This window comes from Candidatus Buchananbacteria bacterium, assembly GCA_013359225.1.
Taxonomy (GTDB): domain Bacteria; phylum Patescibacteriota; class Patescibacteriia; order Buchananbacterales; family UBA6539; genus JABWCG01.
The window spans coordinates 34864-59480 of the sequence record JABWCG010000004.1 but is presented as its reverse complement, the minus strand read 5'-3'; the positions used below and the strand labels follow the sequence as shown (position 1 = coordinate 59480).

The following is a 24617-nucleotide window of genomic DNA, read 5'->3' as shown; positions in this document are numbered from 1 at the left end:
GCCATCGCGACGGATCACTGGTTATGCTAAAACGCTTATTGTCGAACAATCTTTTCGGCCTGTTCCAGTTTCAAGCTGATTAGTTTGGAAATGCCATCCTCGCCCATAGTCACACCATACAAAATATCGGCCTGATGCATGGTCGCACGGTTGTGAGTAATCACGATAAATTGAGTCTTATGCTCAAGTTCAGAAATAATTTTAGCAAAACGCTGAGAGTTAGCTTCGTCTAATGCCGCGTCAACTTCGTCTAAAATTACAAACGGTGAAGGATTGTTGGCAATCACTGCGCAAATTAAAGCAATTGAGGCAAGCGAGCGCTCGCCGCCAGACAGCATATTGATTGAGGAAACTTTTTTACCGGGAGGAGTGGCAACAATATCAATGCCGGTAATAACTTTACCGGTCTTCTTCTTCAAAAATCGTTTTGGGCTTAAGTTTTCTTCCGCTTCAGTTAAAGTTTGTAAAATGCTAACTGGCTGACCACCATCTTCGCTATTTTCACTCTCGGCGACCGAAGCGGCTGTCTTGGTTTTTTCTTTTTCGGCCTCATCTTCCTTAATCAAAACCAGTTCCGCCTTACCGCCACCAAACAGTATATTAAAAAAGTGAGTGAATTCTCGATTAATACTCTTGAATGCATGGTCAAACTGAATCTGGATTTTATCATCCAAATCGTTAATCACTTGCTCCAAACTATTAATGGACGAACGCAAATCTTCCGCCTGGGTATTTAGAAAATCAAACCGCTCCTTTGTCTCTTCGTATTCTTTTACGGTCTCGGGGTCCACGCCGCCAATCAACTCCAGCTGGCGTTTTAGTTTAAGCATCTCCGACCGCAATTCAGCTTCATCAATCCGACGAGCAGTATATTCTTTTAGCCAATCAAGTCCGTGCATTTCTTCCTTGATTTCTGAGCGCAGGTCTTGCTGCCTGGTTTCTAGCCGAGCCATTTCCACCCGTAGACCTGACACCTCATTGCTAAAGCGGTTATATTCGTCTTGATATTTGGTAATCTGCCGCTGCAGATCAAAGAATTTCCCTTTCTGTTTTTCTTCTTGCTGATTAAAATTCTCAATATCTTTTTGTGCGGCACCCACTCGGGACTCAATTGCCTGCAAATCTTTCTCAACATCCCGCAAATCTTCAAGTAGCTGCGGATCAACTTCGGCCTTGGTCTGCTCTTTGCTGCGTGGATTTTCCAGCTGACTAACCAATTCTTTAATCAACCGAGCCAACTCTCGGATATCTTCGCGCGCCTGGGCCATGGCGGCCGGCTCGGCTGACGCCACATTAGTCGCGATACTTTCCTGCAACTTTTCAATTTCTTTTAGTCGGCTAATAATTTCGGAGGTTGGCATAGCCACGGCTTTATCAACAATGCGATTTTTGGCAATTTCAATTTTATTTTGCAGCATCAACTGTTCTTCGCGAAGCTTGTTCTTTTGCTCCAACGCTTGCTGATACTTCTGCTGCAGTTCGCTAAAAACGCTAGTGCGCGATTCTTGCTTTTCTAAAGTACGCAACTGCTGCTGTAATTCTCGTAGTTCTGATTCTTTATTCTTAAGACCTTGTTCAATTGTTTGTAATTTTGGTTTTAACTCGTTGATCTGATTTTCCAGATTCGTATGCATCCAACCATAATACTGCTGCTGCATCTCGCGCAATTCATGTTCAATTTTTTCCCGGCGCTCCAACCGCTTGACCTGACGCGTCAAAGAGTTAAGGCGGGGAGTAATTTCAGTTAAGAGGGCGTCCACCTGGCGTAAATTATTCCAGGCATTCTCCAATTTATTTAACGACTGATCACGCTTAAGCTGAAACTGTTTAACGCCGACCGCTTCATCAAAATAATCTTTGCGTTCATTGGGGCTAGCCATGATTACTTGATCAATGGAACCCTGCGATACAATACTATAGCTCTTTTGCCCAAAATTGGCCCGGGCAAGTAACAATAAAACATCTTGTAACCGAACCTTACTGTTGTTAATTCGATATTCACTTTCGCCATTTCGAAAAATCTTTCGTGACACCACGACTTCTTGATAATCAACCGGCATCGCGCCGTCTTCATTATTAACGTGCAACGATACTTGGGCTAAGCTCAATTTATTCTTTTGCTCTGAACCAGCAAAAATAACATCCTGTGACTTTTTGCCCCGTAAACTTTTCAGGCTTTGTTCACCTAGTACCCAACGGATGGCGTCCACAATATTAGACTTACCCGAACCATTTGGGCCCACAATACAAGCAATCCCACAAACCCCTTGGGGGAGTTGCGGTTCATTTTTATGAGTCAAACCGTTTTTAATTAAAGGAGACCCGGAGCCGGGTCGTGGAAATTCGATGACGGTTTTTTGGGCAAATGACTTGAAGCCCTGAATTTCAATCTTATGAAGATACATAAACTTAGAATTATTTTACCAAAATAATTGACAAAAAACAACATTTTTACTATGTTTAGCAGAAGTAGTTTTTTTCTGCTTCAAGTTTTTGCCCTGTAAAATTTGGCCAAACACAACCAGAGGTTAAGTCATGGAAAAACCACAGTCGCGACTGGTGGGCGTAACCACCGCCCTGGTGACGCCGTTCACCGAAAACGGCGAAATTGATTGGGAGCGCCTGCAGCGCAACCTGGAATTTCAAATCAGCCAAGGCGTGGCTGGCGTACTGCCTTGCGGCACCACCGGCGAAAGCCCAACCCTAACCTGGGAAGAACACTACCGCCTAATCAGGCGCGTGATCTCTTGGACCAAGGGTCGAGTCTTTGTTCTGGCCGGCACTGGCAGCAATAACACCGCCGAAGCCCTCAAAGCCTCCATTGAGGCGGCCGAAGATGGCGCGGACGGGGTTTTGCTGGTTGAGCCTTATTACAACAAGCCAGCTTCGGCTCAATTGCGCCAACACTACCACCAACCGATTGCGCGAGCCGTCTACCACGCCAACCCCAAATGTCTGGTCGTGCCCTACATCATCCCGGGACGCACCTGCTGCAAGCTTGAGCCGCTTGACCTGGCGATCTTGGCGCAAGAGTGCCCCAACGTTCGTGCGGTCAAAGAGGCAACAGGCGATCTTGAAAACATGCGCCGGACGCGCTTCTTGGTCCAAAACGAAATTGGGATCCTTGAGCATTTCAAGATTTTCAGCGGCGATGACGCCATCACTGCTGACATGATGATTGCCGACGGCATTGCCGGCGACGGTGTGATTTCGGTGATGAGTAACATCATCCCAAACCCGATTGACCGGATGGTTAAGGCCATTCTTCGTCGCAACTGTGCGCTTGGCCGCCAACTTAACCAACAACTCAACCCGCTGTTTGGTAAAGTTGGCGTCAGTTCAGCCGGACCGCGAACTAACCACGATCCCCAAAGCCACGTCACCGACAAGTGGCCCAACCCCTGCGCCATCAAAACCATGATGCGCATCCTTGGTCTTGATACCGGTACCATGCGGCCGCCGCTTGGACCGGTTGATGATTCAGCCGAGGCTGCCTGCCGGCAAGCTTTGGATGAAGTTCATCATAACGCCCCGGAAACGTTTTCCCGGTTGGAAGCGTTTTACGGAATCAATGTCCGACAACAGCTTGGCTAAAGGAGTAACTGATTGGTTACTAACCATCAAACGATTTGCCTGCTAGGTAACCTCAATGATGCCTTGCACGCCCTGGCAGTCCAAATCAGCGATTTTAACATCCGCGTTCAAGTCTTTTCGGATGTTGATCACTTGGCCGACTGGACAGCTCAACACGGCCTCAAGCCGTTGATTATCCGGTTAGAAAACGCCGACGACGTGGAACTAATCAGCCGGACGCGAAAATTGCGAACGGCTGAAACGGTTGTCGCCCTGACGGCAACCGAGGAACTCTACAGGCAATTAGCCGAACGCTGCATTGCCGCTGGCGCCAACAACGTTTTTACCCAACCGGTATTCGTGAGAGGCCTACTCCTGGCCGCCGACGGCAAGGGTTTTGTCAGCGGACAACACCCAGACCGCCGCGCCACAATTTTGGCGCAAAGCTAATCCGATCTTTATTGTCACGCGCACCTATTAGAAATATTGGTGCGCTTTTTCTTTATCTAAAACAAAGATGTTATAATGCTTCTATGGCTAAAAAACAAGAAAAATTCGTCATCATTGACGGTAACGCCCTAGTCCACCGCGCCTTTCACGCTCTGCCGCCGACCATGACTACTAAAAACGGCGAGATTGTTAACGCGGTTTACGGCTTTACCATGACGCTGTTAAAAGTCCTAAAAGATCTTAAACCAGATTACCTGGCTGTTACTTTTGATTTGGCCGCGCCGACATTTCGCCATAAACAATACACCGAGTACAAAGCTACCCGCACCAAGCAGGTTGATGAGCTCTATCAACAGTTCCCCCGGATTAAAGAAATAGTTCGGGCTTTTAATATCCCAATCTATGAGCAGGAAGGGTTTGAGGCCGACGACGTGATTGCCACCCTGACGCGCCACCCTGACGTTGAAAAAATTAAATCCGTTATTGTTACCGGTGACATGGACACGCTGCAGCTTGTTGATGATAACACGGAAGTTTTAACCATGCATAAAGGCATTTCTGATACCTTGATTTACACGCCCGATGAAGTCCGTCGACGCTTTGATGGCCTCACCCCGGAACAAATCGTTGATTATAAAGCATTGCGCGGTGACCCATCCGACAATATTCCGGGTGTTCGCGGCATCGGCGAAAAAGGCGCGATCAGCTTGCTACAACAATTTAAGACATTAGAAAACCTCTATAATAATTTGGGCTCACCAAAAATTACCGAACGCTACCGTAAGCTGTTATCTGAACAAAAAAAAGAAGCCTTCATGTCAAAAGAATTGTCTCAGTTGGTCGATACCGTACCGATTAACTTTTCGCTTACCGATTCCAAAGTTGAAGGTTACGATATCAACCGGGTATTAGACATATTTCAGGAACTGGAATTTAAATCACTAATTGCCAAACTACCAAAAGAGTTAGCCAAAGGCACACCCAAGGGCCAAGACAGCTTTAGGTTTGAATCGTCGGCTAAAACCAAATCAAAAAAATTCGATTATCGCTTAGTCAACACCGACATCGACTTTAAAAAATTCTTTAAAGAACTTACTGCCCAAAAAATATTTGCGCTGGACACTGAAACTTCCGGCCTTGACCCGTTTCAAAGCGAACTACTTGGTATTAGTGTCGCTTGGCAAGCCGGCAAAGCCTATTATCTGGTTGCTAAACCTGAATGGCTGAACCAAATCAAACCGATTCTTGAAGACGCTACCATCAAAAAAGCCGGACACAATATCAAGTTTGACTTAGAAAGCCTGGATCACGCCGGCATTAATGTTAGGGGTGTCCACTTTGACACCATGATTGCCTCCTATCTTGTTAACCCCGGCAGTCGTCAACACAATTTAGACGGACTGGTGTTTACGGAATTAGGCTATCAAATGCAGCCGATTACCGACCTAATTGGCAAGGGCAAGGGACAGATTACCCTTAAAGACGTGCCGCTTGATCAAGTATCTGACTATGCTTGTGAAGACGCCGATTTTACTTGGCGGCTGGTTGAACCACTGCGCGTGGAATTAGAAACTAAAAATAATCTCGGCTTGTTTGAAAAAATTGAAATGCCCTTGGTGCCGGTGTTAGCCAATATGGAAAAAAATGGCGTATTACTTGATACTAAGTTTCTAAATCAAATGAGCAAAGCGGTGACCAAAGACATTAAAACGCTTGAAGACACAATTTACAAACTGGCCGGCACAACGTTTAACATTGCTTCACCCTTGCAGCTGAAAGAAATTTTATTTGAGAAATTAAATATTTCAACGCAAGGCCTGGCTCATACCAAGACTGGTGTTTCAACCGCCGCGGCTGAACTCGAAAAACTCCAGGGGTCTCACAAAATTATTGATCATATTATTAAATATCGCGAGCTGACTAAATTAAAATCAACCTATCTTGATGCCTTACCTAAACTAGTTGATAATTCCGCTCGACTACATACCAGTTTTAATCAAACGGTAGCGGCTACCGGTCGCTTGAGTTCGTCCGAACCAAACCTCCAAAACATTCCCATTCGCACCGAACTAGGCAATCAAATTCGTAAAGCCTTTGTGGCGCCTAAGGGCTACCGACTGTTGTCGGCTGACTATTCCCAAATTGAACTACGTATTATCGCGTCACTCGCTAATGATGAAAAAATGATTGCTTCATTCAAAAAGGGAGAGGACATTCACGCTCGCACCGCTGCCGAAATCAACGAGGTGCCGCTGGAAAAAGTTACTAAAGAAATGCGCTACGCCGCCAAAGCCGTTAACTTTGGTATTATTTATGGCCAGGGAGCGTGGGGTCTAGCCGCCGGCACCGGTATTAGTCGTCAACGCGCTATGGATTTTATTGACCGCTATTTTGAAATTCACCACTCCATTAAAGATTTCTTAGACAAAACCAAAGAACTTGCGTCTGACAAAGGATACGTTGAAACCTGGTTTGGCCGCCGTCGGTATTTTCCGGAAATTAACTCCAACATCCAACAAATTCGTGCCGCTGCCGAACGCGCGGCAATTAATCACCCTATCCAAGGCACCGCCGCCGACTTAATGAAACTCGCGATGATTGAGATCCATCAGGGTCTGCCTAACATCTGTCCTGATGCCCGCATGCTTTTACAAGTCCACGACGAATTAGTCTTTGAGGTACCCGAGGCTGACCTTAAACAAGTAGCAGTGTTTGTTAAAACTGCCATGGAAGGAATTTATAAGCTCCGCGCACCAGTGGAAACCCACCTGAAAGCCGGGGAGAACTGGGGCGAGCTTGCCAGTTTTGATTAATTACTAAACTGAGCTAAATTTAAACTAAGATTATCAAAAATGGCCTGAATAAGGCCATTTTTTGTTTAATATATTGACTTTTTAAGCCAAATATGCTATGATAATTTATTGCTCTTTTCACGGGAATGGGGCGATAAACAACGGGTTTATAGGGCCAACAATAGAGGAGAAACGGCCATGCAGCAATGTTTGAGTTTGAATGGGAACGGTCCGTCGCGAGTGATCGTGAAATTCGCGTTCACCAACGACAAACATATCCCGAACGGAATCCCCGTAAAGAAGCGGGAAGCCGACCACGTGGTAGATGCCACTCACATGGTTTCGGCGGTCCAGTCTGGGCAAACGGAAGAGGCCCAAATCGGACGCCACCGCGAAGGCAGGGTGGACACCGGCACGCCGGTGATCCAGAACCTGGGCATGGTCCAGACGGCGATGATCCGGCGCGGACTGGTGAATAACGGGTATCGTCTCACCGACGCCCACTACTTCACCAAACCCCCGGCGCAGCGCGGCCACAAACCCAAGCACATGGTGTGCCTCACGTTTGACCGCGAAGCGACGACGTCGGCCGACCTGCCGGAAGGAACCACCCGCGCCCTGCGCGAACTCGCCAACACCACCTGGCAGTATGCCCATGTCTGGAGCAATCCGGACAAGACGGCGACAATCAACCTCGTCGGACGCCAGTGGGATGACGGAGCCGGCAAGTATCGCGACCCCGAAAACGCTCTCGTGGTGCGTAACCACGAACTGTGCGCAGTCCCCGTGACCGCTCACGTCGACGAAGTCGACGAGTAGCGGTCCAACCTGCACGCACAACAAGAGGCTCGACCAAGACCTAACAGTCTGTGTCGAGCCTCTTTCCTTTTGTTTCAATAATTTTACTCTTCTAGATGAGGTGTAAAAATATAGTCCCCCAAAACTTGCTCACAATCCTCAACCGAGCCAAGACCCAGAATTTTTTTACCATCCACCTTTTCTTTATTCAGCCATTCCGGCAAGGGCAGGCCCCGAAAAAGCGAAAACATATGGGTTAAAAATGTTGTGGCGTAAGCCGCTTTCGGCAAATCAAAATTAATCACTACCGCACCCTCAATAATCTTAACCACATTGATCTTGGCGGGATGAACTGTGGCAGTACTATTTTTAGATTGCAACACATTATGACCAAAAATTTTAATCACGCTTTTTCCCAAGTCAGTAATGCCGTCACGTTCAAGGTTTGCAACATACGTATCAACCGTTTTATAAGCGGGGTTTAACAACAAGGGCAGCTCAGCCGGCAAATTTTCGGCTCGCGCAATCAAACTGGACAGGTGTTTATTAAACAAATAGCTTGCATACGCATACACCCAAAGTGTTACTTGGTCGTCAATTTGTTTTAACGCCCCCCGAAAGTCGGCGGGATGATTTTTAAGATATCGTACCAACGCAAGTTCTAACCGAAAAGTGTAGGGGAGTAGCGAAAACGCCTGTTCCAGTTCTGCCCATTTGCCAAAATCGCGCGCGGCCTGTTCGCGAACGCGATTAAGTAGCCCAACATCTTGCACTCCTTGATCCGACAAAAACACTCTAACGGCCTGTTCATAATCTTGTTGTAGAATGATTCGGCCTAAAGCGTGACTTAGTAGGCGAGGGGAGCCAAACCGCTGCAAAAAATAAAAATTATAAAAGCCGTTTTCTAACTTTTTAAGGGATGTGTCTAGCCATCCCTGACCCAGCGTCACCGGCGTTCGCACGGTAATCGTAAAACGATTTCCCGAAATAGCGCCACGCCCAACAACACCCTTACCCCAAGTGTAGTTCTTAAGAAAAACCCCCTCTCCATGGAACTGCTTTAATTTTTCAATCTCAAAATTTCGTATCGAGATTCTTTGGCTCGTAATCGCTACCTTGTCTTTAATTCCAGCATAGCCAATTTCTTTGACGTCAACACCAAGGCCGGCGGCGAGCGTCTGAACCGCCTCAATACTAGAAAAGCCGACTTTCACCAAGTCGGCATAAAGCGTCGACCTCCCGGACGGCTTAGCCGGAACGGTTTCCTGTTGATTTGGTTCAATAGTACTAACACCGCCGGCCAAATCGAGCTCTTCCACAATAAAATCTTGGGGGTATAAGTTCAAATAACCTTGGGGTAAATAACCAAAATCAAACTCAATACCAATGTGTTTTAAAATTTCTTCATAGGTGTGTTTACGCCTGGGCGTTACCAGCTCCGGCTGGGTGCGCCGATATTCGGCCAAGCGCTCCTGTTCTAATAAATAGTAATCAACTGAGGTTTTTGACATAAAATTATTGTAGCATTTTGCCAGGCTTTAAACCAACGAGGTTTTTTGCTACAATAAACCTCGCCTATGATTATCTTCTTATACGGGCCAGACACGTTTCGGTCTCGCCAAAAACTGTCACAAATCAAAGATAAATTTATCCGTGAAATCGATAAATCAGGGCTTAATGTGCAAACGCTATCTGGTGCCAAGCTGGACCCGGCCGAGTTTGAAAATGCGGTCTTTGCGCCAGCATTTCTGGCTAAAAAAAGACTGGTGATTATCGAGGATTTAATCTCTAAAAATAAAAGCCCTAAAATCCAAAAAGAAATTCTTGATATTTTAAATAATAAAATAATCACCGACACTATTTTAGTATTTTGGGAAAGCGAAATCGGACCCGCGAAGGCCAAAAAAACCAAGTCCACCACCAGCCGAGAACAAAACCTATTGGCTAAGTTGAAAAAAGAAAAATATGCGCAGGAGTTTGAACTGCTAAACACATCAGACGTCGTTCGCTTTGCGGCCGATGAAATTAAGCGGCGGGGTGCTCAAATTGAACCGGGTGCGTTACGCTTGCTTGTTGACCTCACCGGAAACGATTTGTGGCAGCTAAACGGCGAGGTTGATAAATTAATCAACTACGCCAAAGCAAGAGTAATCACCACCAACGACGTTGAGCTATTGGTTAAAACCAGGCTTGACGATGATATTTTTAAACTCACCGATGCGCTTGGCCAACGCCGTAAATCATTAGCTTTAAAATTAATCGCCGACCAATTACAGTCCGGAACCGCGCCAACCGAACTACTGGCTAAAATTACCTGGCAATTCAAAAATCTGCTGCTCGTCAAAGACTTTATGGAACGCCACGGCGCGAGTTACCCGCCTGCACGCCTCAGCTACCAAATCGGACTTCACCCGTTTGTGATTAAAAAAACCGCCGAGGCCTGCCGGCACTATCAGCTTGAGAACTTGAAAAAAATCTACCGCCACCTGCTGGTAATTGATTACCAATTAAAAACAAGCCAAACGAGCGCCGAGCTGTTGTTTGACTTGTTAGTAATTAAAAATTGAATCTATTTTTTACTAAGCGCGTTGACTGCTTTGGTTAAGCGAGATTTCTTGCGGCCGGCAGTATTTTTTTTCATCACCTTATTCTGAGTCGCTTTATCGACTTTCTTGATGAGCTGTTTTAACCAATCTTTGGCTTTAGCTTCGTCTTTCGCCAAAATCGCCTTATTAATTCGGCGAGTTAAAGCGATAATGTCGCTTTTAACTTTAAGATTGATATTAGCCTTACGCTTGCTTTGTCGTAGCGCTTTAAAAGCTGCTTTCTTTACTGGCATAAGTTAAAATAAATAGTAACAGACCTTACCATAACACAACCAACTAAATAAATCAAGAGATAATTTCAAATTGACAGTAACGCCAAAACGGCCTAGAATAAAAAAGTAAAATAACTCACTAACCCTCTTAATATTATGTTTAGAAAAGAAGAAAGCGGCGAGATCGAAACCATTATTGGTCCGTCCGTACAAGTTGAAGGAAATTTTATTGCTAACGGCGACATTATTATTGAAGGGGTGGTTTCCGGAAATATCCAAACGGAAAAAAATTTACGGGTCGGCGAACAGGCTAAAATCTTTGCCAACATTTCAGCCGCCAATGCTTTAATTGCCGGCGAGGTGCAGGGCAATGTCCGGGTTGACGGCAGCCTAGAATTAACCGGCACGGCTAAAGTTTTTGGCGATGTCCGAGCCACCGTTTTAACCATTGGTTCAGGCGCGGTCCTGCACGGCAAGTGCAGCGCTGGTGAAGAAAAAAAATCGCGTTTTGAAAAAGTTGAAGATTATAAAAAAGTAGATAAAAATATCAAACCAAAAGAAAAGCCACTCACCCCGCTGGTTGAAAAGGTAAAATAGTTTTATGTATTTGTATTTATACGATTCTTTTTTGAATGAGAAGCGGTACGGCTCACTGGTGGCAAAAATCGAAACCCGGTTAACCGATTTAGGTGTCGGGGGAAAAATTTTTCGTCTGTCCCCGCTGCGTAACATTGAGGAGCTGCTCCGCGATGAGGTAAAAAACGGCATTAAAACCGTTGTGGCGGTTGGTAATGACAAAACCGTCAGCCAGGTTATTAATGTGGCGGCGAGATTCAATATCACCATGGGAATTATTCCCGTCGGACCGGACAACAAAATTGCTCAAATGCTTGGCATCCCGTCCCCGGAAGAAGCGTGCAATATTTTAGCTGGCCGAATTGTTGAACGTATCGACCTAGGTAAGGCTAACGATACTTTTTTTCTGTCCAGCATCACATTATCTAGCGAGGGAGTCACGATTGAATGCGAAGATCAATACCGCTTGACTACCCAAGCCCAGGATCAAGTTAGTATCTGCAATTTTAAACCGTTATTAGCTTCCAATCTCGGACAAACCAACTATTTCAACCCAAAAGATGGCTTGCTAGAAATTTTAGTACAGCCAATTGCTTCGGGATTTTTTAATTTTTTCAAAAAAACCACCTCATTAAACAGTAGCATTATCCCGTTTAAAAAAATATTCATCCGTAGCTCCCAGTCGGTGCCCATTTTCACCGACGGCCAAAAGGTTTTAAAAACTCCCGTCCAAATTGAAATCGTCCCCAAAAAACTCCAGATCATCGTCGGCAAAAATCGCTTGTTCTAAAAAAATAAGGCCCGTTCCTCTCTAGGCAGAAACGGCCTCTTGGTTTTGATACATAAAAGAGCTCCTGCGTCCGCGTTGGTGCGTCCGCACTACGGCGGTTTGCCAATATCCTTCTGGCGACCAGCTGGTCACCACTTCCGAAATTATCGCCGGCCAATCCTTACCGGCAAACAACGTCTTCAAAAATCGATCACAATCCTTCTTGGTGCGGTAGTGATCGATCATCAAAATCGGCTCACGCTCTGCCCGAAGACTGTACTCATACTCGGCACCGCCCCAAACGGCTTTCAACCTGACGTTCGAAAAATAGTCTGGGGGAGCTAGGCGCTCAATGATACAGATTACCGCTTCATAGGGCGTCATGTTCAAGAATAAGCAGTGCCAGGCATCATGGTATTGCCATTGCACCCGCTTAATGTTACGCCGACCAAGCGTGTTCCTTCGTTCCGGTCCAAGTCGGGACCGAGGAATCATATGATGATCGGTTAGCTGCATTGGTTTCAAGCGGCTACGGTCTTTGTTCTGGCTCACCGTCTTGCCCTCCTCTTGGTTGTCAATGTTCCTTGGCCAAAAATATATGCTAACTCTAAATACTGGCTATTGTAATTTTACTCCTGCATCCCTAATTAAAACAAGGGTGAAAACACCCTTGTTTTTGGATTATCTAACCAACTACTTAGTGGCCGGAGACAGGCTTACCTTCTTTAATCCTTCTGTTTCGCCAGCCTCCACCGAATTATCTACCACCATTTTTTCTTTCGTAATTGAGACTACTTGAGATGGATTAATAATCAACTGCTCATGCCACAGCCCCTGAATCAGTCCGGTTTTCACATAAAATTTCTCAATCAGATAGTTATCAATGTTAATATCAAAAGAAATAATGCGGCCCAAATGTTGTCCGGCCTCAGTGTACACCGGTAGATTGATTAAATCATTACTTGAGATTTTCATCGTTGTTTGTAGTTTCGGCCGGCTTTATTTTCTTACGGCCAAAAATTAGTTGCTGTTGCAATACAGTTAATACCGTTGTTACAAACCAGTACACCAAAAGACCGGCTGGCAAAGAAGCACCAATTACCACTGTCATTAACGGCATAAAATATAGCATCTGCTTATTCATCGCCGCCATCATGTCTTCGTCCTTCGCGCCGGGCACTTTTGGCTGTTTAGTGCTCACCAGCATTTTGCTCTGGAAAAATTGTGCTAAACCGGTTAATACCGCCAAAATAATGTTTGGTTTTGATAAATCAAAGAATCCAAGCGAGATTGGATTTAAGTGGCCTGGATTTTGAATAAATGGATACAACAAATCTAAACTTTCGGAGCTCAACCCACGACTGAAAACATGAAACACGGCGATTAAAAATGGCAGCTGGACCAGCAACGGCAAACAGGATGATAACGGGTTAATCTTTTCCTGTTTATATAGATCCATCAACGCCTTAGCCTGGGCCTCTTTATTGTCTTTATACTGCTTTTTAATCGCATCCATCTTCGGCTGCAGCTCTTGCAACGCCTTTTGTGATCGGATTGACTGCAACGAAAGGGGATACAGCACTACCTTAATTAAAACCGTCAGTAAAATAATCGCTACGCCCAAGTCATTACCGGGCACTAAGTTATAAAAAAATACCAACAAATTAAACAGCGGCTGAAATAATATGGTATTAAATAGTTCAATCATGAATATTAAATTATTTATTTAACCGGGTCATACCCACCCTTGCTCCAGGGATTGCAACGAAAAACTCTGCCGATGGTCATATAACCCCCTTTAACAATACCCCACTTTTCAATCGCTTGGTAGCCGTATTCAGAACAGGTGGGGTGAAACCGACAATACCCATAAGGAAACAGCCGGCTGAATATACCATGATCAAACGACAGGCTTTTCTGGTAAATTCTAATAAGCTTAAGCGCGGTCACTCGAGCCGCCATGCTAACAACGTTCATAGTAAATGGGATTTACGTAGCAATTGTAATAATTGTTGCTCTAATTCTTGGTAATTTGCGTCCAAAGCTTTACTGTTGCTAGATACCACCACATCAAAACCTCCTTTAATTTTGGCTAAATTAAGCCTAATTATCTCGCGCAGTTGACGTTTGAGGCGATTTCGCATCACGGCTTTTTTACTGACACGGCTGGAAATTACCACGGCAAATCGACTAATTTTAAGGTTATTTTTAGCTAAACGAAGCCTAAAAAAGTGTGAAAAAAAAGACTTGCCTGAAACAGTAATTCTTCGAAAGTCTTTTTCTTGGGTTAATCGATAGCTTGTCGGCAACATAAACCTAAAGAGAAATTCTTTTTCTCTTTTTGTCTCGTCGGCTTTTTAGCACATTCTTACCACCCGGACTGCTCATCCTGGATCGAAAACCGTGCTTCTTCTTAGCCTTTCGATTTTTTGGTTGATAGGTTCTTTTTGGCATATTCTACTTATAATTACTCAACTATAATATCAGAACTTTACGACTTAGTCAAAGGGCCTACCCAGCAGCAAGGGGAATTAAGGTGTTATACACATGTAATTAACAGCTTAAAAACATTTAGGGCTGGCTAGAACGGTTTTGTGGATAACTCGATTATGCTATAATGAAAATCGCCACAATTTACCCAATTTAATTAAAAATTATAATATATTGCCAACATGGAAGAGGAAAAAATCTGGCAAGCTGCCCTTGGAGAACTCGAATTAACCCTTAGCCGGGCTAATTTTACCACCTGGTTTAAAAATACCTTTATCTCTCAATACAACGAAGATGCAATCACGGTTGGGGTACCCAATACCTTTACTAAAGCCTGGCTGGAAAAAAAATACCATTCCGCCATCCTAAAGGCGCTGCAAAAAATCACTGGTAATCGGGTTAAAACTCTTATTTACCGCGTAGAGGCTAAAGTAAAGGCCGGCAGCGAAGTTAACGAAGCCCAAGCTGAGCCAGAAACAGTGGTGGTGATGCAAGAGGTTGTAGAAACGCCTGGCCTGAATGAGTTTGGGTTAAATCCAAAATATAACTTCAACAGTTTCGTCGTTGGTAAAGCAAATGAACTAGCCCAAGCGGCGAGCGCCGCGGTGGCTCAAAAACCCGGGGAAGTGTACAACCCGCTGTTTATCTACGGCGGCGTCGGTCTTGGTAAAACTCACCTAATGCAGGCGATTGGCAACCAAATTAAACAAACCGCTCCCAACAAACGGATCTTATACGTTTCGTGCGAAAAATTTACCAACGATTTTATTAAATCAATTTCTAGTAATCGGGCAGAAAAATTTAAAGAAACCTACCGCGGTGTTGATGTGTTGCTAATTGACGACATCCAATTTCTGGCCGGCAAGGAAGGAACCCAAGAGGCTTTCTTTCACACTTTCAACGATCTCCATCAAGCGAATAAACAAGTGGTGTTAACTTCCGATCGTCCACCTAAAGCCATCCCAGCTCTAGAAAGCAGGCTTGTATCGCGGTTTGAATGGGGGATGATTGCCGACATCTCAACTCCCGACATGGAAACACGTTCAGCAATTCTACGATATAAATGCAAAGAAAAAAACTACCAGCTTAAAGATGAAGTCATTAACTACATTGTAACCAACATTCAAGACAATATTCGTGAGCTTGAGGGGGCTTTAAATAAAATTATTGCTCACCACCAGCTGCACGGCGTTGAACCAGAGATTGATAATGTTAAAAAAATTCTTTCAACGATTTCTTCAACTCAAAGAAAACGTTCGGTAACCCCTAAACAAATTATTAATATTGTTTGCGAGTTTTACGACATTAAGCTAGATGAAATTTTAGGTGCTTCGCGGAAAAAAAACCTTGCTGTTCCTAGACAAATTGTGATGTATTTAATGCGCGAGGAACTTAAAAATTCTTTTCCATCAATCGGCCAGGAGATCGGTAATCGCGATCATACTACTGCCATGCACGCTCACTTAAAGATTGCTCAATTAATAGATGAGGATGAAAAAATAAATCAGGACATCAGATTAATCAAAGAAAAATTGTACAATTAATTTTTACAGACGTACACCGGATAAGTTGTTTACAATTACTAGAGGTGGTGGGGAAACTATTTTGGATAAGTATTGGGAAAAACTTGTGATCAAACCTGTATATCTTTTACCCCAAAATAGTTGAGGAATAATTATCAAGAAGTTTTCAACAGTTTACTGTATATCTTTTACCCAGCACCGATGTTAAAAAGTCGCTTAATAAAAACATTTATACGACTTATTCTACTTATCCTCATCCCTTATTATTACTATTAATATATAAATTAAGAAATAAAATAACACGTATGAAGATTTCCTGCACTCAAGAAAATTTAAATCAGGGTTTGTTCGTTGTTAGTCACATTGCTTCTAAAAATACCGCGCTACCAATTTTAAATAATATTTTAATTAAGGCGGCAGAAAGCTCAATTACATTATCTTCAACTAATTTAGAAATTGGAGTTAGTTGTGTTATTCGCGGCAAGGTTGAAGCTGAAGGAGATTTTACGGTTCAATCAAGGTTATTGGCTGATTATGTTGGCCTTTTACCACGTGATCGAGTTGATTTAGAAACAGTTGAGAATGAAACTGTTTTACAGGTTGCGTGTAAAAATAACTCAACAAAAATTAAAGGCCAGAGTGCTGCTGATTTTCCTTTAATTCCTCAAATCGACCGAAAAAACCCTTATATTTTAAATAGTCAAAGTTTACGGCAAGCCCTTAGTCAGGTGACTTTTGCGGTTTCTATTAGTGAAACCAGACCTGAAATTAATGGGGTACTTTTTAACTTTGTGGGTGATAAGCTGATTTTAGCCGCTACTGATAGTTATCGTTTGGCGGAAAAAACGGTGATATTAAATAAAAAATCAAGCAGTGTTCCGCAAAAAATAATTATTCCCACCCGAACCTTACAGGAGTTACAAAGAATTTTAGGAAGTTTTAAGGATCCGGCCGCTATTTCTGATCTTGAGGATGTAGAAATTTATTTGGCGGAAAATCAAATTTTATTTGTTCTTGGTAATATTGAGTTGATCTCTCGTCTAGTTGAAGGACAATACCCCGACTATCAGCAAATAATACCAAACCAATTTAATACCACAACAAACCTTGTTAGTTCGGAATTTATTAAAGCAACCAAAACAACTAGTCTTTTTACCAGAAGCGGAATTTATGATGTGAGCTTGGAGTTTTTACCTAACAAAAAAGAAATTGTGGTTTCGTCGGCTAATAATCAGCTGGGAGAAAATTTTTCACGATTATCCGGGGAAATTAGCGGCAGTAATAATAAAATTGTCGTAAATTATCGGTATCTTTTAGACGGCCTGCAAAACATTGGTGATGAACAAGTTGCTGTTGAGATAATAGATGGGAGCAGCCCTTGTGTGTTGCGGCCGGGCGGAAAAAATAAAGACTACTTGTATATTATTATGCCGATTAAGCAGTAGTAATAAAAAAGACGGTTGCAAAATGTAACCGTCTTTTTTATTACTTTATTTTTGGTATTGTGAAAAAAAATCCCAAATCAATTGAGTAGTGTTGACGGTTGAGTTTAGTGGTCCGAGCACCTCTTTAGTTACAGTACAAATTTTTGAATCAGGCTGTTTGCAGGCCGGGCCATAATTGCCACCGGCCCAGGTGTGACCGTTATTAGACACCAAGCATTTTGTTATGGGGTGGTTATTGGTTGCGTCGGTGTATGTTAGACAATCTAGAGAATCAGTGTGGTATGTTTTGGTTTGATTAATATCTAAGTCATAAATTGTGGCCCAGGCTTTTAGGTAACTATCAAGGTCGGAACAGAGCCAAATGTGTGGTTGAGACTCTAAACCGAGTGCGCTGGTAAGGCTGGCAAAACAGCCGCCACAGTTGCCACCGGCAACAAAGACGCAGGGGTCATTAGTGCCGTGGATATGAAAAATAGGCACCGGCTTTTGGGGCTGGCACTTTTTTAATCCATCAAAAGGAGCAATCCCGCTAACGGGTGCAATGGCGGTAATGTGGTCGGAAAGTTCACAGGCAAGACGGTAACTAAGCTGGGCGCCGTTGGATAGGCCGGTAACATAGACGCGGCGTAAATCAATTGCATACTTTTTATGCAGCTCACTGATTAGATCTTTAATAAAACCAACGTCGTCACTATCATTAGTGGTGGCGGGGGGACAACAGGTGCCGGCATTCCAGGTACCAAACGTTTTGCCTAAGTAGGTAACACCTGTGCCCTGTGGATATGCCGCGACAAAGACGTTGTTGTCTGCCGCCTGATTAAAGGAGGTAATGGTTTGTATTGATTCAATGTCTCCGCCACCACCATGTAAAACAATCACTAGCGGCAGGTTTTGTTTTTTCTCATTGTCTTTTGGCAGATGAACAACGTAGGTTCGTGTAATACCGTTATGCAGCAGTGTTTGTTCACCGCTTTGGGGTGTGAGTTTGGTGTTGTTTGACCATAATAAAAAAACTGTAACGATAACACTACTCAGCAGCAAAATGAGAAAAAATTTTTTCACTCGGAAAAGTTAATTATTACTCAATAGCTATATCAAGCGACCCGCTTTGGTAGGTAAAACCGTCTTGGTTGGTGATTGAGGCAAAAATTTGATACGAACCCGGTTCGGGTGTCTGGAGCCATTGAAGGCTTAGCTGGTTGCTGGGAAATTGCCTAGCGGTATTGATGTAGTTTGTTTGGCCGTTATGGGTATAAAACAGGTCAATTTTATCAATAGCGGTCAAACTACTCAGCGTTGCTTTGATAGTTAGAGGAAAGGCTGACGTTTTAACCGTCGCGCTGGCAGTCGGGTTAATCCAAGTAAGGGTTGCTGGTGCTGCCGGGAGTTTAAAACTGAGCTCAACCTCGTCGCTCTTATTGTTATCAATATCATCATATGCCACGGCTTTAAGGGTGTAAAAGCCAGTTTTAATGGAGGGATCTTCAATAAAAACCTCAAGGTTGAATGGAGACACTGTAACCTCTTTGATTAATTTATTATTAAGATAGTATTCAACTCGTCTGACGCCTCGGGGTGCGCTGACGTTCACGGAGGCGCTGAAATTCCGACTAGTAATTAATTGGTTGCTGCTTGGGCTGGTGATAGAAATGCTGGGTTGATCCTGAGGAGTGTGGACATCGTCTAATTCAGTTGGTGGATCTTCGGAAACAAAATTGTTTTTTTGTGCCCACGCCTGGACCGCCTCTTCCCAGCGCTTGTATTGTTCGCTGTTTAGATCAGGCGGAGTATCGCCACGCGGGTCATCTTTGTTGATATAGTAAAGAATGGAATGAATTTGTCGGAATGTTTTTTCTTCAATTTGGCTTTCAGGAGTAAATTCCGTTGCTAGCTTGCCGGATGTTTTGTCGATTTTAACCTTAATGCCTTCGGCAATGGAGCCGTTAAGTACCGGCTTATCAGTATCAATCGGATCTGGTTCTTTAAAGCCTTCGGCTGGAGTGTCGCCGAGGACGCGGCTCATAAATTTATTCCAGATTGGTGCTGCCACAATACTACCGTCAGCGCCACGCTTCATTTCACCGTTGTTATTATTACCAACCCATACGCCGGCCGCCAGCGACGGAGTATAGCCGATGGTCCAGGCATCGCGGTAATCGTTAGTTGTGCCGGTTTTGGCCGCCACTGGCCGCGCACCAAGAGTGAGGTAATTACTTTCGCCAAAAATATAGGCTCGTGACGCATTGTCAGAAAGAACGTTATTGATTTGGCGGGCGATTTGGGTTTCTAGAACTTTTTTTTCTTTTTTCTCAAATTTTTCCAAGACATTTCCGTCTTTATCGCGCACCTCGAGAATAAGGGCCGGCGCGTGCCATTCGCCTTCGCGAGCTAGTGTTGCAAAGGCGCTGACGTGTTCAAGCATTTTTACTTCGCCGCCGCCTAATACAAGCGACAGGCCAAAACGGCTGCGATCACTAAAGCTGGTGTAGCCAAGATCTTCGGCCAAATCAATAACGTTGTCCACCCCCGTTAGATAAATTGCCTTAACTGCCGGGATGTTGAGTGAGCCCTGGAGTGCTTTTCTGATAGTAAGGGGGCCTCGTTCACCAAGGTCGTAATTTTTTGGTTCATAATCGCGGCCGTCATAGTTGAGGAATTTGGTGTTAACATCATATAAAACTGTTTCCGGAGTGTAGCCCTTTTTAAAGGCGGCCGTATAGACAATTGGCTTAAATGATGATCCGGGCTGCCGCAGCCGCAACACAGCGTTAACCTGAGGATCAAATAAGCAATCTTTGCCCGGAGTACAATTTTCGGGATAGGGGTCGGCAAAGAAGTCTTTTGAACCGACCATAGCTAAGACTTCGCCGGTTTTGGCGTCGAGTGCGACTAGTGCTGCATTGTGGGCGTTGTATTGTTCGGCGTTTTTGGGAGCGACCTCTTTTACGGCCTCTTCAGCAATTTTCTGTTTATATAAATCAAGCGTAGTAATAACGGTTAACCCTTCTTGTTCAACCGCCAACTCGCCGTATTTTTCAGTTAAATACTCCCGAACGTACATGACAAAATGAGGGGCAGTAATATTTTCGTCACGTTTTTTAAATTCAATTTTTTCTTCCTTGGCTTTGTTGGCGTCTTCTTGAGTAATATATCCAAGCTCTGCCATGCTGTCTAAAATCCAGTGTTGCCGAGAGAATAAAGCGTCAGTGTGGCTGCCGTATGGTGAGTAGTAGGTTGGCGCCTGTGGTAAAGCTGCGAGCACCGCTGACTCTGCTAAAGTTAGGTCTTTAACGCTTTTGCCAAAATATGTTTGCGAGGCGGCTTCTGCCCCGTACGCAACAGAACCGTACGGAATTTCATTAAAGTACATTTGCAGAATGTCATCTTTAGAGAATTTCCTTTCAATTTGGTAGGATAAAATAATCTCTTTAATTTTGCGAGTGTATTTTTTTTCCGGACTTAAGATGGCATTTTTAACCAACTGTTGAGTTAGTGTTGAACCGCCAACTTTTGAACCGGTAGTAATGTTTTTTATAAACGACCGTATAATACCAGTCACACTAATGCCTTTATGTTCGTAAAATTTTCGATCCTCGGCAGTCAAGGTGGCATTTTTTAAATTGGCCGGGATCTCTTCCAGTTTAATAAACGTTCTTTTTTCTTCGCCGTGCACATCATACAGTAAGGTTTCGCCGGTGCGGTCGTAAATTTTTGTGCTCAAAGCAATGGAGCGATCAATAATTCGGTTGGGGTTTGGCAGATCTTTGGCAATCCAGGCCAATAAGATAATGCTAAAAATTCCTAGCCCGGCAAGAAAAATGCCGCCAAAAGTGAGCAATAGTTTGGTGAAATTTTCCGGCAGTTTTTTTGGTCCGCGGCTTCGTCCGGTGTAAATGGGAAATTTTTTAAAGCCGCTGCCGCCAAGCTGCCGCAGTCGTCGGCTTGGTTTCCTCCAGTTTTGCGGGGAGGTGGTTTTAGTTGAAAGGCCGGGGATTGGCATGGTGGTGTAGTTAAAAGATTAAAATTTTTATTGGCGATAAAATTTCGCCGCCTCTTCCGGAGCAATGGGATTGATAATGAGTCCGGCGGCAATTTCCACTCCAGCCCAAACAGAACCTCGCGGGGTAATTTTCATGTAAAAATGCTGGTCTTCGTCTTTGATTACTTGATGAAAGTAATAGTTGTACGGCAAACCTAATTTATTAATTTTTTTAAGAATTTTTTTAAGAAATCGGGCGAAGCTTTTTAATTCTTGTTCGTTAATTAAAGTAATGTTATCCAGATGTCTTTTAGGCATGAGCCAAACCTCATAGTTGTGTCGCGAAGCATATGGGCAAAATGCAATCATATGTTTGTCCTGAAATATCAGCCGCGGCCCGGTCTTTTCTTTTTTAATTACATCGCAAAAGACGCACCGGCCGGTTCTGATTTTGTAATCATGGATTTTGTCGGATTTATCCCGTAAATTCGGTGGCAAAAATTCGGTGGCAAAAATTTGGGAGTGGGCGTGTTGAAGCGATGCCCCGGCGGCGCCGCCGTTATTTTTAAAAATCAAGATGTAGTCGATTTTTTTGTCCTCAGATATTTTTTTGGTCCGATCGGCGTAGGTTTTTAAAATCTCAACCACCCGGCTGTCGGAAAGTTCTTCGGTTTCATGCTGGTGATTAGGGGTTTCCACAATAACTTCTTGCCGGCCGTATGCTTTGGGGTTGTCAGTAGTTACTGACGGAAATTTATTAGCAATAACCTTAACGGCCCAGGGCTCTTTTGCCCCAGCTGTTTTTTTAGTGGTGGCTAAAACGGTGTTGTTTTTATCGACTGCTTTCGGACAAAATACGCAATCCTTTTTAGGGACTGGCTGTCGGACTGGTTTTTCAATGTCGTGCGGGCGATTGTTGCGTCGCGGCGCAATAATAACATATTTATCTTGAATATAATCTTTGCGAATTTCAGATTTGTTCATAAAAGGTTATTTTATTTTTGTTAATGAGTGGGCACAGCAAATGGCGGAAGCTAATGCATCGGCTGCGTCATCGGATTTAGGCAGTTTCTCCAGTTGCAAGATATTTTTAACCATTTGTTTTATTTGATTTTTGCTGGCTTTGCCATAGCTGGTTAGTGCTAGTTTTATTTCCAGAGGGGTAAATTCGCTAATTTGTAACTGGTATTGTCCGGCGGTCAGTAAGACCACGCCTCGGGCCTGCCCCACGTCAATTGCCGTTTTTAAGTTTTTACAAAAAAACAGCTTCTCAATTGAAATGGCGCTTGGCCGGTGAGCCTTAATTAATGTCACTAGCGATTCGTGGATTTCTAGCAGTCGTTTTTCAAGTGGTAATCCAGCTTTAGTTTTAATTGAACCGTAATCAACCATTTTCAGTTTATTACCACTTTGGTGAACAACCCCAAAACCAGTGTCGGCTAGGCCCGGGTCAATGCCCAGAATGACTAATGGCGTTGTACTAGATTTCGGCATTCGTGTAATAATTGCTGACGTCTTCGTCGTTATCAAGATCATCAAAAAGTTTTTGGATTTTTTCTTTTTGCTCCTCGCTGACCGCCTTTTTGTCTTTAGCTACTTGCTCGGTTTCAGCATAATCAATTTCAACGCCATGTTGTTCTAATAACTCCTTTACTTTTTTTAGACTACTTGGGTCGGTATAAATGGTGACGCCGCCATCTTCTTTAACAATGTCTTGTGCCCCAGCATCAATTAGGGGGAGTTCAAGGTCTTCGGCAAGGTTTTTGATCCGAATTACTCCTTTTTGTTCGAACATCCAGGCTACACTGTTTGGTCCGGCTAAGAGACCACCTGCTTTGTTTAAGATGTGTTTAATATTTGAACTCGTGCGATTGCGATTGTCGGTTAGCGCTTCAATGATGAAAGCCGTGGCATCCGGCCCATATCCCTCGTAGTTAACAGTTTCAATTTTTTTGCCGTCGTTTAGCTCACCAGTACCCCGCTTAATTGCCCGCTCAATGTTGTCTTTGGGCATATTGGCGGCCTTGGCTTGGTCAATAGCTAGGCGTAAGCGAAAATTGCTATCAGGGTCACCGCCGCCAAGCTTGGCGGCAACGGTAATGTTATTGCCTAGTTTAGTGAAGATTGCCCCACGTTTAGCGTCGGCGACACCTTTTTGTCGATGGATTTGGTGCCATTTACTGTGTCCAGACATACAAAGACTTTTTTGGTTATTTTTTATTAATTACGTTAGTAACTATAACAATTTTTTAACCTTTTTTCAATGGCGATTATTTAGTTTTTGTGGTATAATTTAGTAACGATAAAAAATAAATTATTATTATGACTAGTCGTTTAGATGATGAAAAAATAGTTGCCAAACTGGACCCGGGGCACGCGCTTGAGGCGGTAGCGCAGCTGGGAGAACAAGTGGCCTCTGCCTGGCGCGATTTTAAGAAAGTGAGTGTGCCAAAATCATATCGGCAGATTAATAAAATTGTGCTTAATGGGATGGGAGGCTCTCAATTAGGGGCGCATTTATTGTCCTCGGTTTATTTCAAAGAGCTACAAAAGCCGTTTGTGATTGTGAACAGCTATGAGTTGCCAGGCTATATAGATAATAAAACCCTATATATCGTTTCAAGTTATTCGGGTAATACAGAAGAACCGTTGGCGACAATCGCCGAAGCCAGGCGTCGTGGTGCTAAAATTTTTGGCATTGCCGCCGGGGGCAAGCTTGGGCAGCTGATTACTTCCGGTAAAATCCCTGGTTTTGTTTTTGACCCGGTTGCTAATCCGTCCGGTCAGCCGCGATTAGGGTTGGGCTATTCGCTGACGGCTCAGCTAGCACTGTTTAATAAACTAGGGCTCTTACGAATAACCGACTTTGATATCAAGCAGCAATTAGCTTTACTGAAAAAATGTAACCAGCGCTTTGGTTTTTCTGTCACCCAGTCTAAGAATCCGGCAAAAAAGATGGCGCTAGCTTTGGCCGGCAATGCGGCGGTGATAGTGGCGTCGGAACATCTGGTTGGCACCGCCCATATTTTTGCCAATCAAACTAATGAAACCGGTAAAACGTTTTCAACCTATTATGCCATTCCCGAACTTAACCACCATCTACTAGAAAGTTTAAAAAATCCAAAAACGAATCGGACCAGTCTGCTGTTTATGTTTTTTGAGTCAAAGCTTTACTACCCCAAAAACCAGTTGCGATTCTCAGTGACTAAACAGGTAGTCCGTAAGAATGCCATTAAACAGCTGTCGTATACTGTCACTGCGCAAGATCGGTTGGGTCAGGCGTTAGAGATTTTATCGCTTGGCAGTTATGCCACTTTTTATTTAGCATTGCTTAATAATATTAATCCAAACCTTATTCCGTGGGTTGATTACTTTAAACGTCAGCTTGATAGACAGCGTTAAGT

General features: G+C 43.8%; 24 protein-coding genes. 10 read left to right on the top strand and 14 right to left on the bottom strand.

The genetic code is table 11. From position 1 onward, the window contains the following. Positions 1-35: 35 nt before the first annotated feature. On the bottom strand, positions 36-2405 hold the full coding sequence (locus tag HUU49_05035; protein NUM25945.1) for an AAA family ATPase: 2370 nt from the start codon (positions 2403-2405) through the stop codon (positions 36-38). Positions 2406-2535: 130 nt separating this feature from the next. On the opposite strand from HUU49_05035, the gene dapA reads away from it, so the two are divergent. The 4 genes from dapA (at position 2536) to HUU49_05015 (ending at position 7634) form a co-directional block, all read left to right on the top strand. After that, positions 2536-3594 carry a 4-hydroxy-tetrahydrodipicolinate synthase gene (gene dapA / locus HUU49_05030; GenBank protein ID NUM25944.1) on the top strand — a complete coding sequence of 353 codons (1059 nt, stop codon included), beginning with the start codon at positions 2536-2538 and terminating at the stop codon, positions 3592-3594. Positions 3595-3606: 12 nt separating this feature from the next. After that, the gene (locus HUU49_05025; GenBank protein ID NUM25943.1) at positions 3607-4023 is read left to right on the top strand and encodes a response regulator; all 417 of its coding nucleotides are present in this window, start codon (positions 3607-3609) and stop codon (positions 4021-4023) included. A gap of 83 nt (positions 4024-4106) precedes the next feature. Next, positions 4107-6836, top strand: a complete 2730-nt coding sequence (polA, locus tag HUU49_05020) for a DNA polymerase I (GenBank protein NUM25942.1) — start codon at positions 4107-4109, stop codon at positions 6834-6836. A gap of 177 nt (positions 6837-7013) precedes the next feature. Continuing rightward, complete coding sequence (locus HUU49_05015) at positions 7014-7634, top strand: hypothetical protein (protein NUM25941.1); 621 nt, start codon at positions 7014-7016, stop codon at positions 7632-7634. Between the two features lie 83 nt (positions 7635-7717). Here the strand turns inward: HUU49_05015 and truD are convergent, their stop codons facing one another. Then, a complete protein-coding gene (gene truD, locus HUU49_05010; protein ID NUM25940.1) occupies positions 7718-9124 on the bottom strand; it encodes a tRNA pseudouridine(13) synthase TruD in 1407 nt (468 codons plus the stop codon). Positions 9125-9190: 66 nt separating this feature from the next. Here truD and holA point away from each other — a divergent pair, with 66 nt between their 5' ends. Further along, a complete protein-coding gene (gene holA, locus HUU49_05005; protein ID NUM25939.1) occupies positions 9191-10180 on the top strand; it encodes a DNA polymerase III subunit delta in 990 nt (329 codons plus the stop codon). 2 nt (positions 10181-10182) lie between these two features. Here the strand turns inward: holA and HUU49_05000 are convergent, their stop codons facing one another. After that, positions 10183-10452, bottom strand: coding sequence for a 30S ribosomal protein S20 (locus tag HUU49_05000; protein ID NUM25938.1), 270 nt, complete (start codon positions 10450-10452; stop codon positions 10183-10185). 135 nt (positions 10453-10587) lie between these two features. Here HUU49_05000 and HUU49_04995 point away from each other — a divergent pair, with 135 nt between their 5' ends. Together HUU49_04995 and HUU49_04990 are read left to right on the top strand one after the other, a co-directional pair. Next, on the top strand, positions 10588-11028 hold the full coding sequence (locus HUU49_04995) for a polymer-forming cytoskeletal protein (GenBank protein NUM25937.1): 441 nt from the start codon (positions 10588-10590) through the stop codon (positions 11026-11028). 4 nt (positions 11029-11032) lie between these two features. Further along, positions 11033-11797, top strand: coding sequence for a hypothetical protein (locus tag HUU49_04990; protein NUM25936.1), 765 nt, complete (start codon positions 11033-11035; stop codon positions 11795-11797). 21 nt (positions 11798-11818) lie between these two features. Here HUU49_04990 and HUU49_04985 read toward each other — a convergent pair whose 3' ends face one another. The 6 genes from HUU49_04985 to rpmH form a co-directional block, all read right to left on the bottom strand. After that, entirely contained in the window at positions 11819-12292 is a 474-nt protein-coding gene (locus HUU49_04985; protein ID NUM25935.1) for a hypothetical protein, read from the bottom strand. A 177-nt stretch (positions 12293-12469) separates the two neighbouring features. After that, positions 12470-12751, bottom strand: a complete 282-nt coding sequence (locus tag HUU49_04980; protein ID NUM25934.1) for a PRC-barrel domain-containing protein — start codon at positions 12749-12751, stop codon at positions 12470-12472. Next, positions 12735-13484, bottom strand: a complete 750-nt coding sequence (locus HUU49_04975) for a membrane protein insertase YidC (protein ID NUM25933.1) — start codon at positions 13482-13484, stop codon at positions 12735-12737. The genes HUU49_04980 and HUU49_04975 overlap by 17 nt, the downstream gene beginning before the upstream one ends. Positions 13485-13498: 14 nt before the next feature. Then, positions 13499-13738, bottom strand: a complete 240-nt coding sequence (yidD, locus tag HUU49_04970) for a membrane protein insertion efficiency factor YidD (GenBank protein NUM25932.1) — start codon at positions 13736-13738, stop codon at positions 13499-13501. 11 nt (positions 13739-13749) lie between these two features. After that, positions 13750-14088, bottom strand: a complete 339-nt coding sequence (gene rnpA / locus HUU49_04965) for a ribonuclease P protein component (GenBank protein NUM25931.1) — start codon at positions 14086-14088, stop codon at positions 13750-13752. Between the two features lie 4 nt (positions 14089-14092). After that, positions 14093-14230: a 50S ribosomal protein L34 gene (rpmH, locus tag HUU49_04960; GenBank protein NUM25930.1), complete on the bottom strand. Its 138-nt coding sequence runs from the start codon at positions 14228-14230 to the stop codon at positions 14093-14095. Between the two features lie 218 nt (positions 14231-14448). Here rpmH and dnaA point away from each other — a divergent pair, with 218 nt between their 5' ends. Both dnaA and dnaN read left to right on the top strand, forming a co-directional pair. Beyond that, positions 14449-15810: a chromosomal replication initiator protein DnaA gene (gene dnaA, locus HUU49_04955; GenBank protein NUM25929.1), complete on the top strand. Its 1362-nt coding sequence runs from the start codon at positions 14449-14451 to the stop codon at positions 15808-15810. Between the two features lie 284 nt (positions 15811-16094). Next, positions 16095-17234 carry a DNA polymerase III subunit beta gene (dnaN, locus tag HUU49_04950; protein NUM25928.1) on the top strand — a complete coding sequence of 380 codons (1140 nt, stop codon included), beginning with the start codon at positions 16095-16097 and terminating at the stop codon, positions 17232-17234. 45 nt (positions 17235-17279) lie between these two features. Here the strand turns inward: dnaN and HUU49_04945 are convergent, their stop codons facing one another. Genes HUU49_04945 through HUU49_04925 form a run of 5 tightly spaced genes read right to left on the bottom strand, consistent with a single transcriptional unit; the run spans position 17280 to position 23407 of the window. After that, positions 17280-18296, bottom strand: a complete 1017-nt coding sequence (locus HUU49_04945; protein ID NUM25927.1) for a hypothetical protein — start codon at positions 18294-18296, stop codon at positions 17280-17282. A 16-nt stretch (positions 18297-18312) separates the two neighbouring features. Then, positions 18313-21234, bottom strand: coding sequence for a PBP1A family penicillin-binding protein (locus HUU49_04940; GenBank protein NUM25926.1), 2922 nt, complete (start codon positions 21232-21234; stop codon positions 18313-18315). Positions 21235-21261: 27 nt separating this feature from the next. Beyond that, entirely contained in the window at positions 21262-22197 is a 936-nt protein-coding gene (gene galT, locus HUU49_04935) for a galactose-1-phosphate uridylyltransferase (GenBank protein NUM25925.1), read from the bottom strand. Between the two features lie 6 nt (positions 22198-22203). Then, positions 22204-22707 carry a crossover junction endodeoxyribonuclease RuvC gene (ruvC, locus tag HUU49_04930; protein ID NUM25924.1) on the bottom strand — a complete coding sequence of 168 codons (504 nt, stop codon included), beginning with the start codon at positions 22705-22707 and terminating at the stop codon, positions 22204-22206. Next, positions 22694-23407 (bottom strand): YebC/PmpR family DNA-binding transcriptional regulator, encoded by a 714-nt coding sequence (locus HUU49_04925; GenBank protein ID NUM25923.1) that lies wholly within the window; start codon positions 23405-23407, stop codon positions 22694-22696. Before HUU49_04925 ends, ruvC begins: the two co-directional genes overlap by 14 nt. A gap of 128 nt (positions 23408-23535) precedes the next feature. On the opposite strand from HUU49_04925, the gene HUU49_04920 reads away from it, so the two are divergent. After that, positions 23536-24615 carry an SIS domain-containing protein gene (locus tag HUU49_04920; GenBank protein ID NUM25922.1) on the top strand — a complete coding sequence of 360 codons (1080 nt, stop codon included), beginning with the start codon at positions 23536-23538 and terminating at the stop codon, positions 24613-24615. Positions 24616-24617 lie beyond the last annotated feature (2 nt).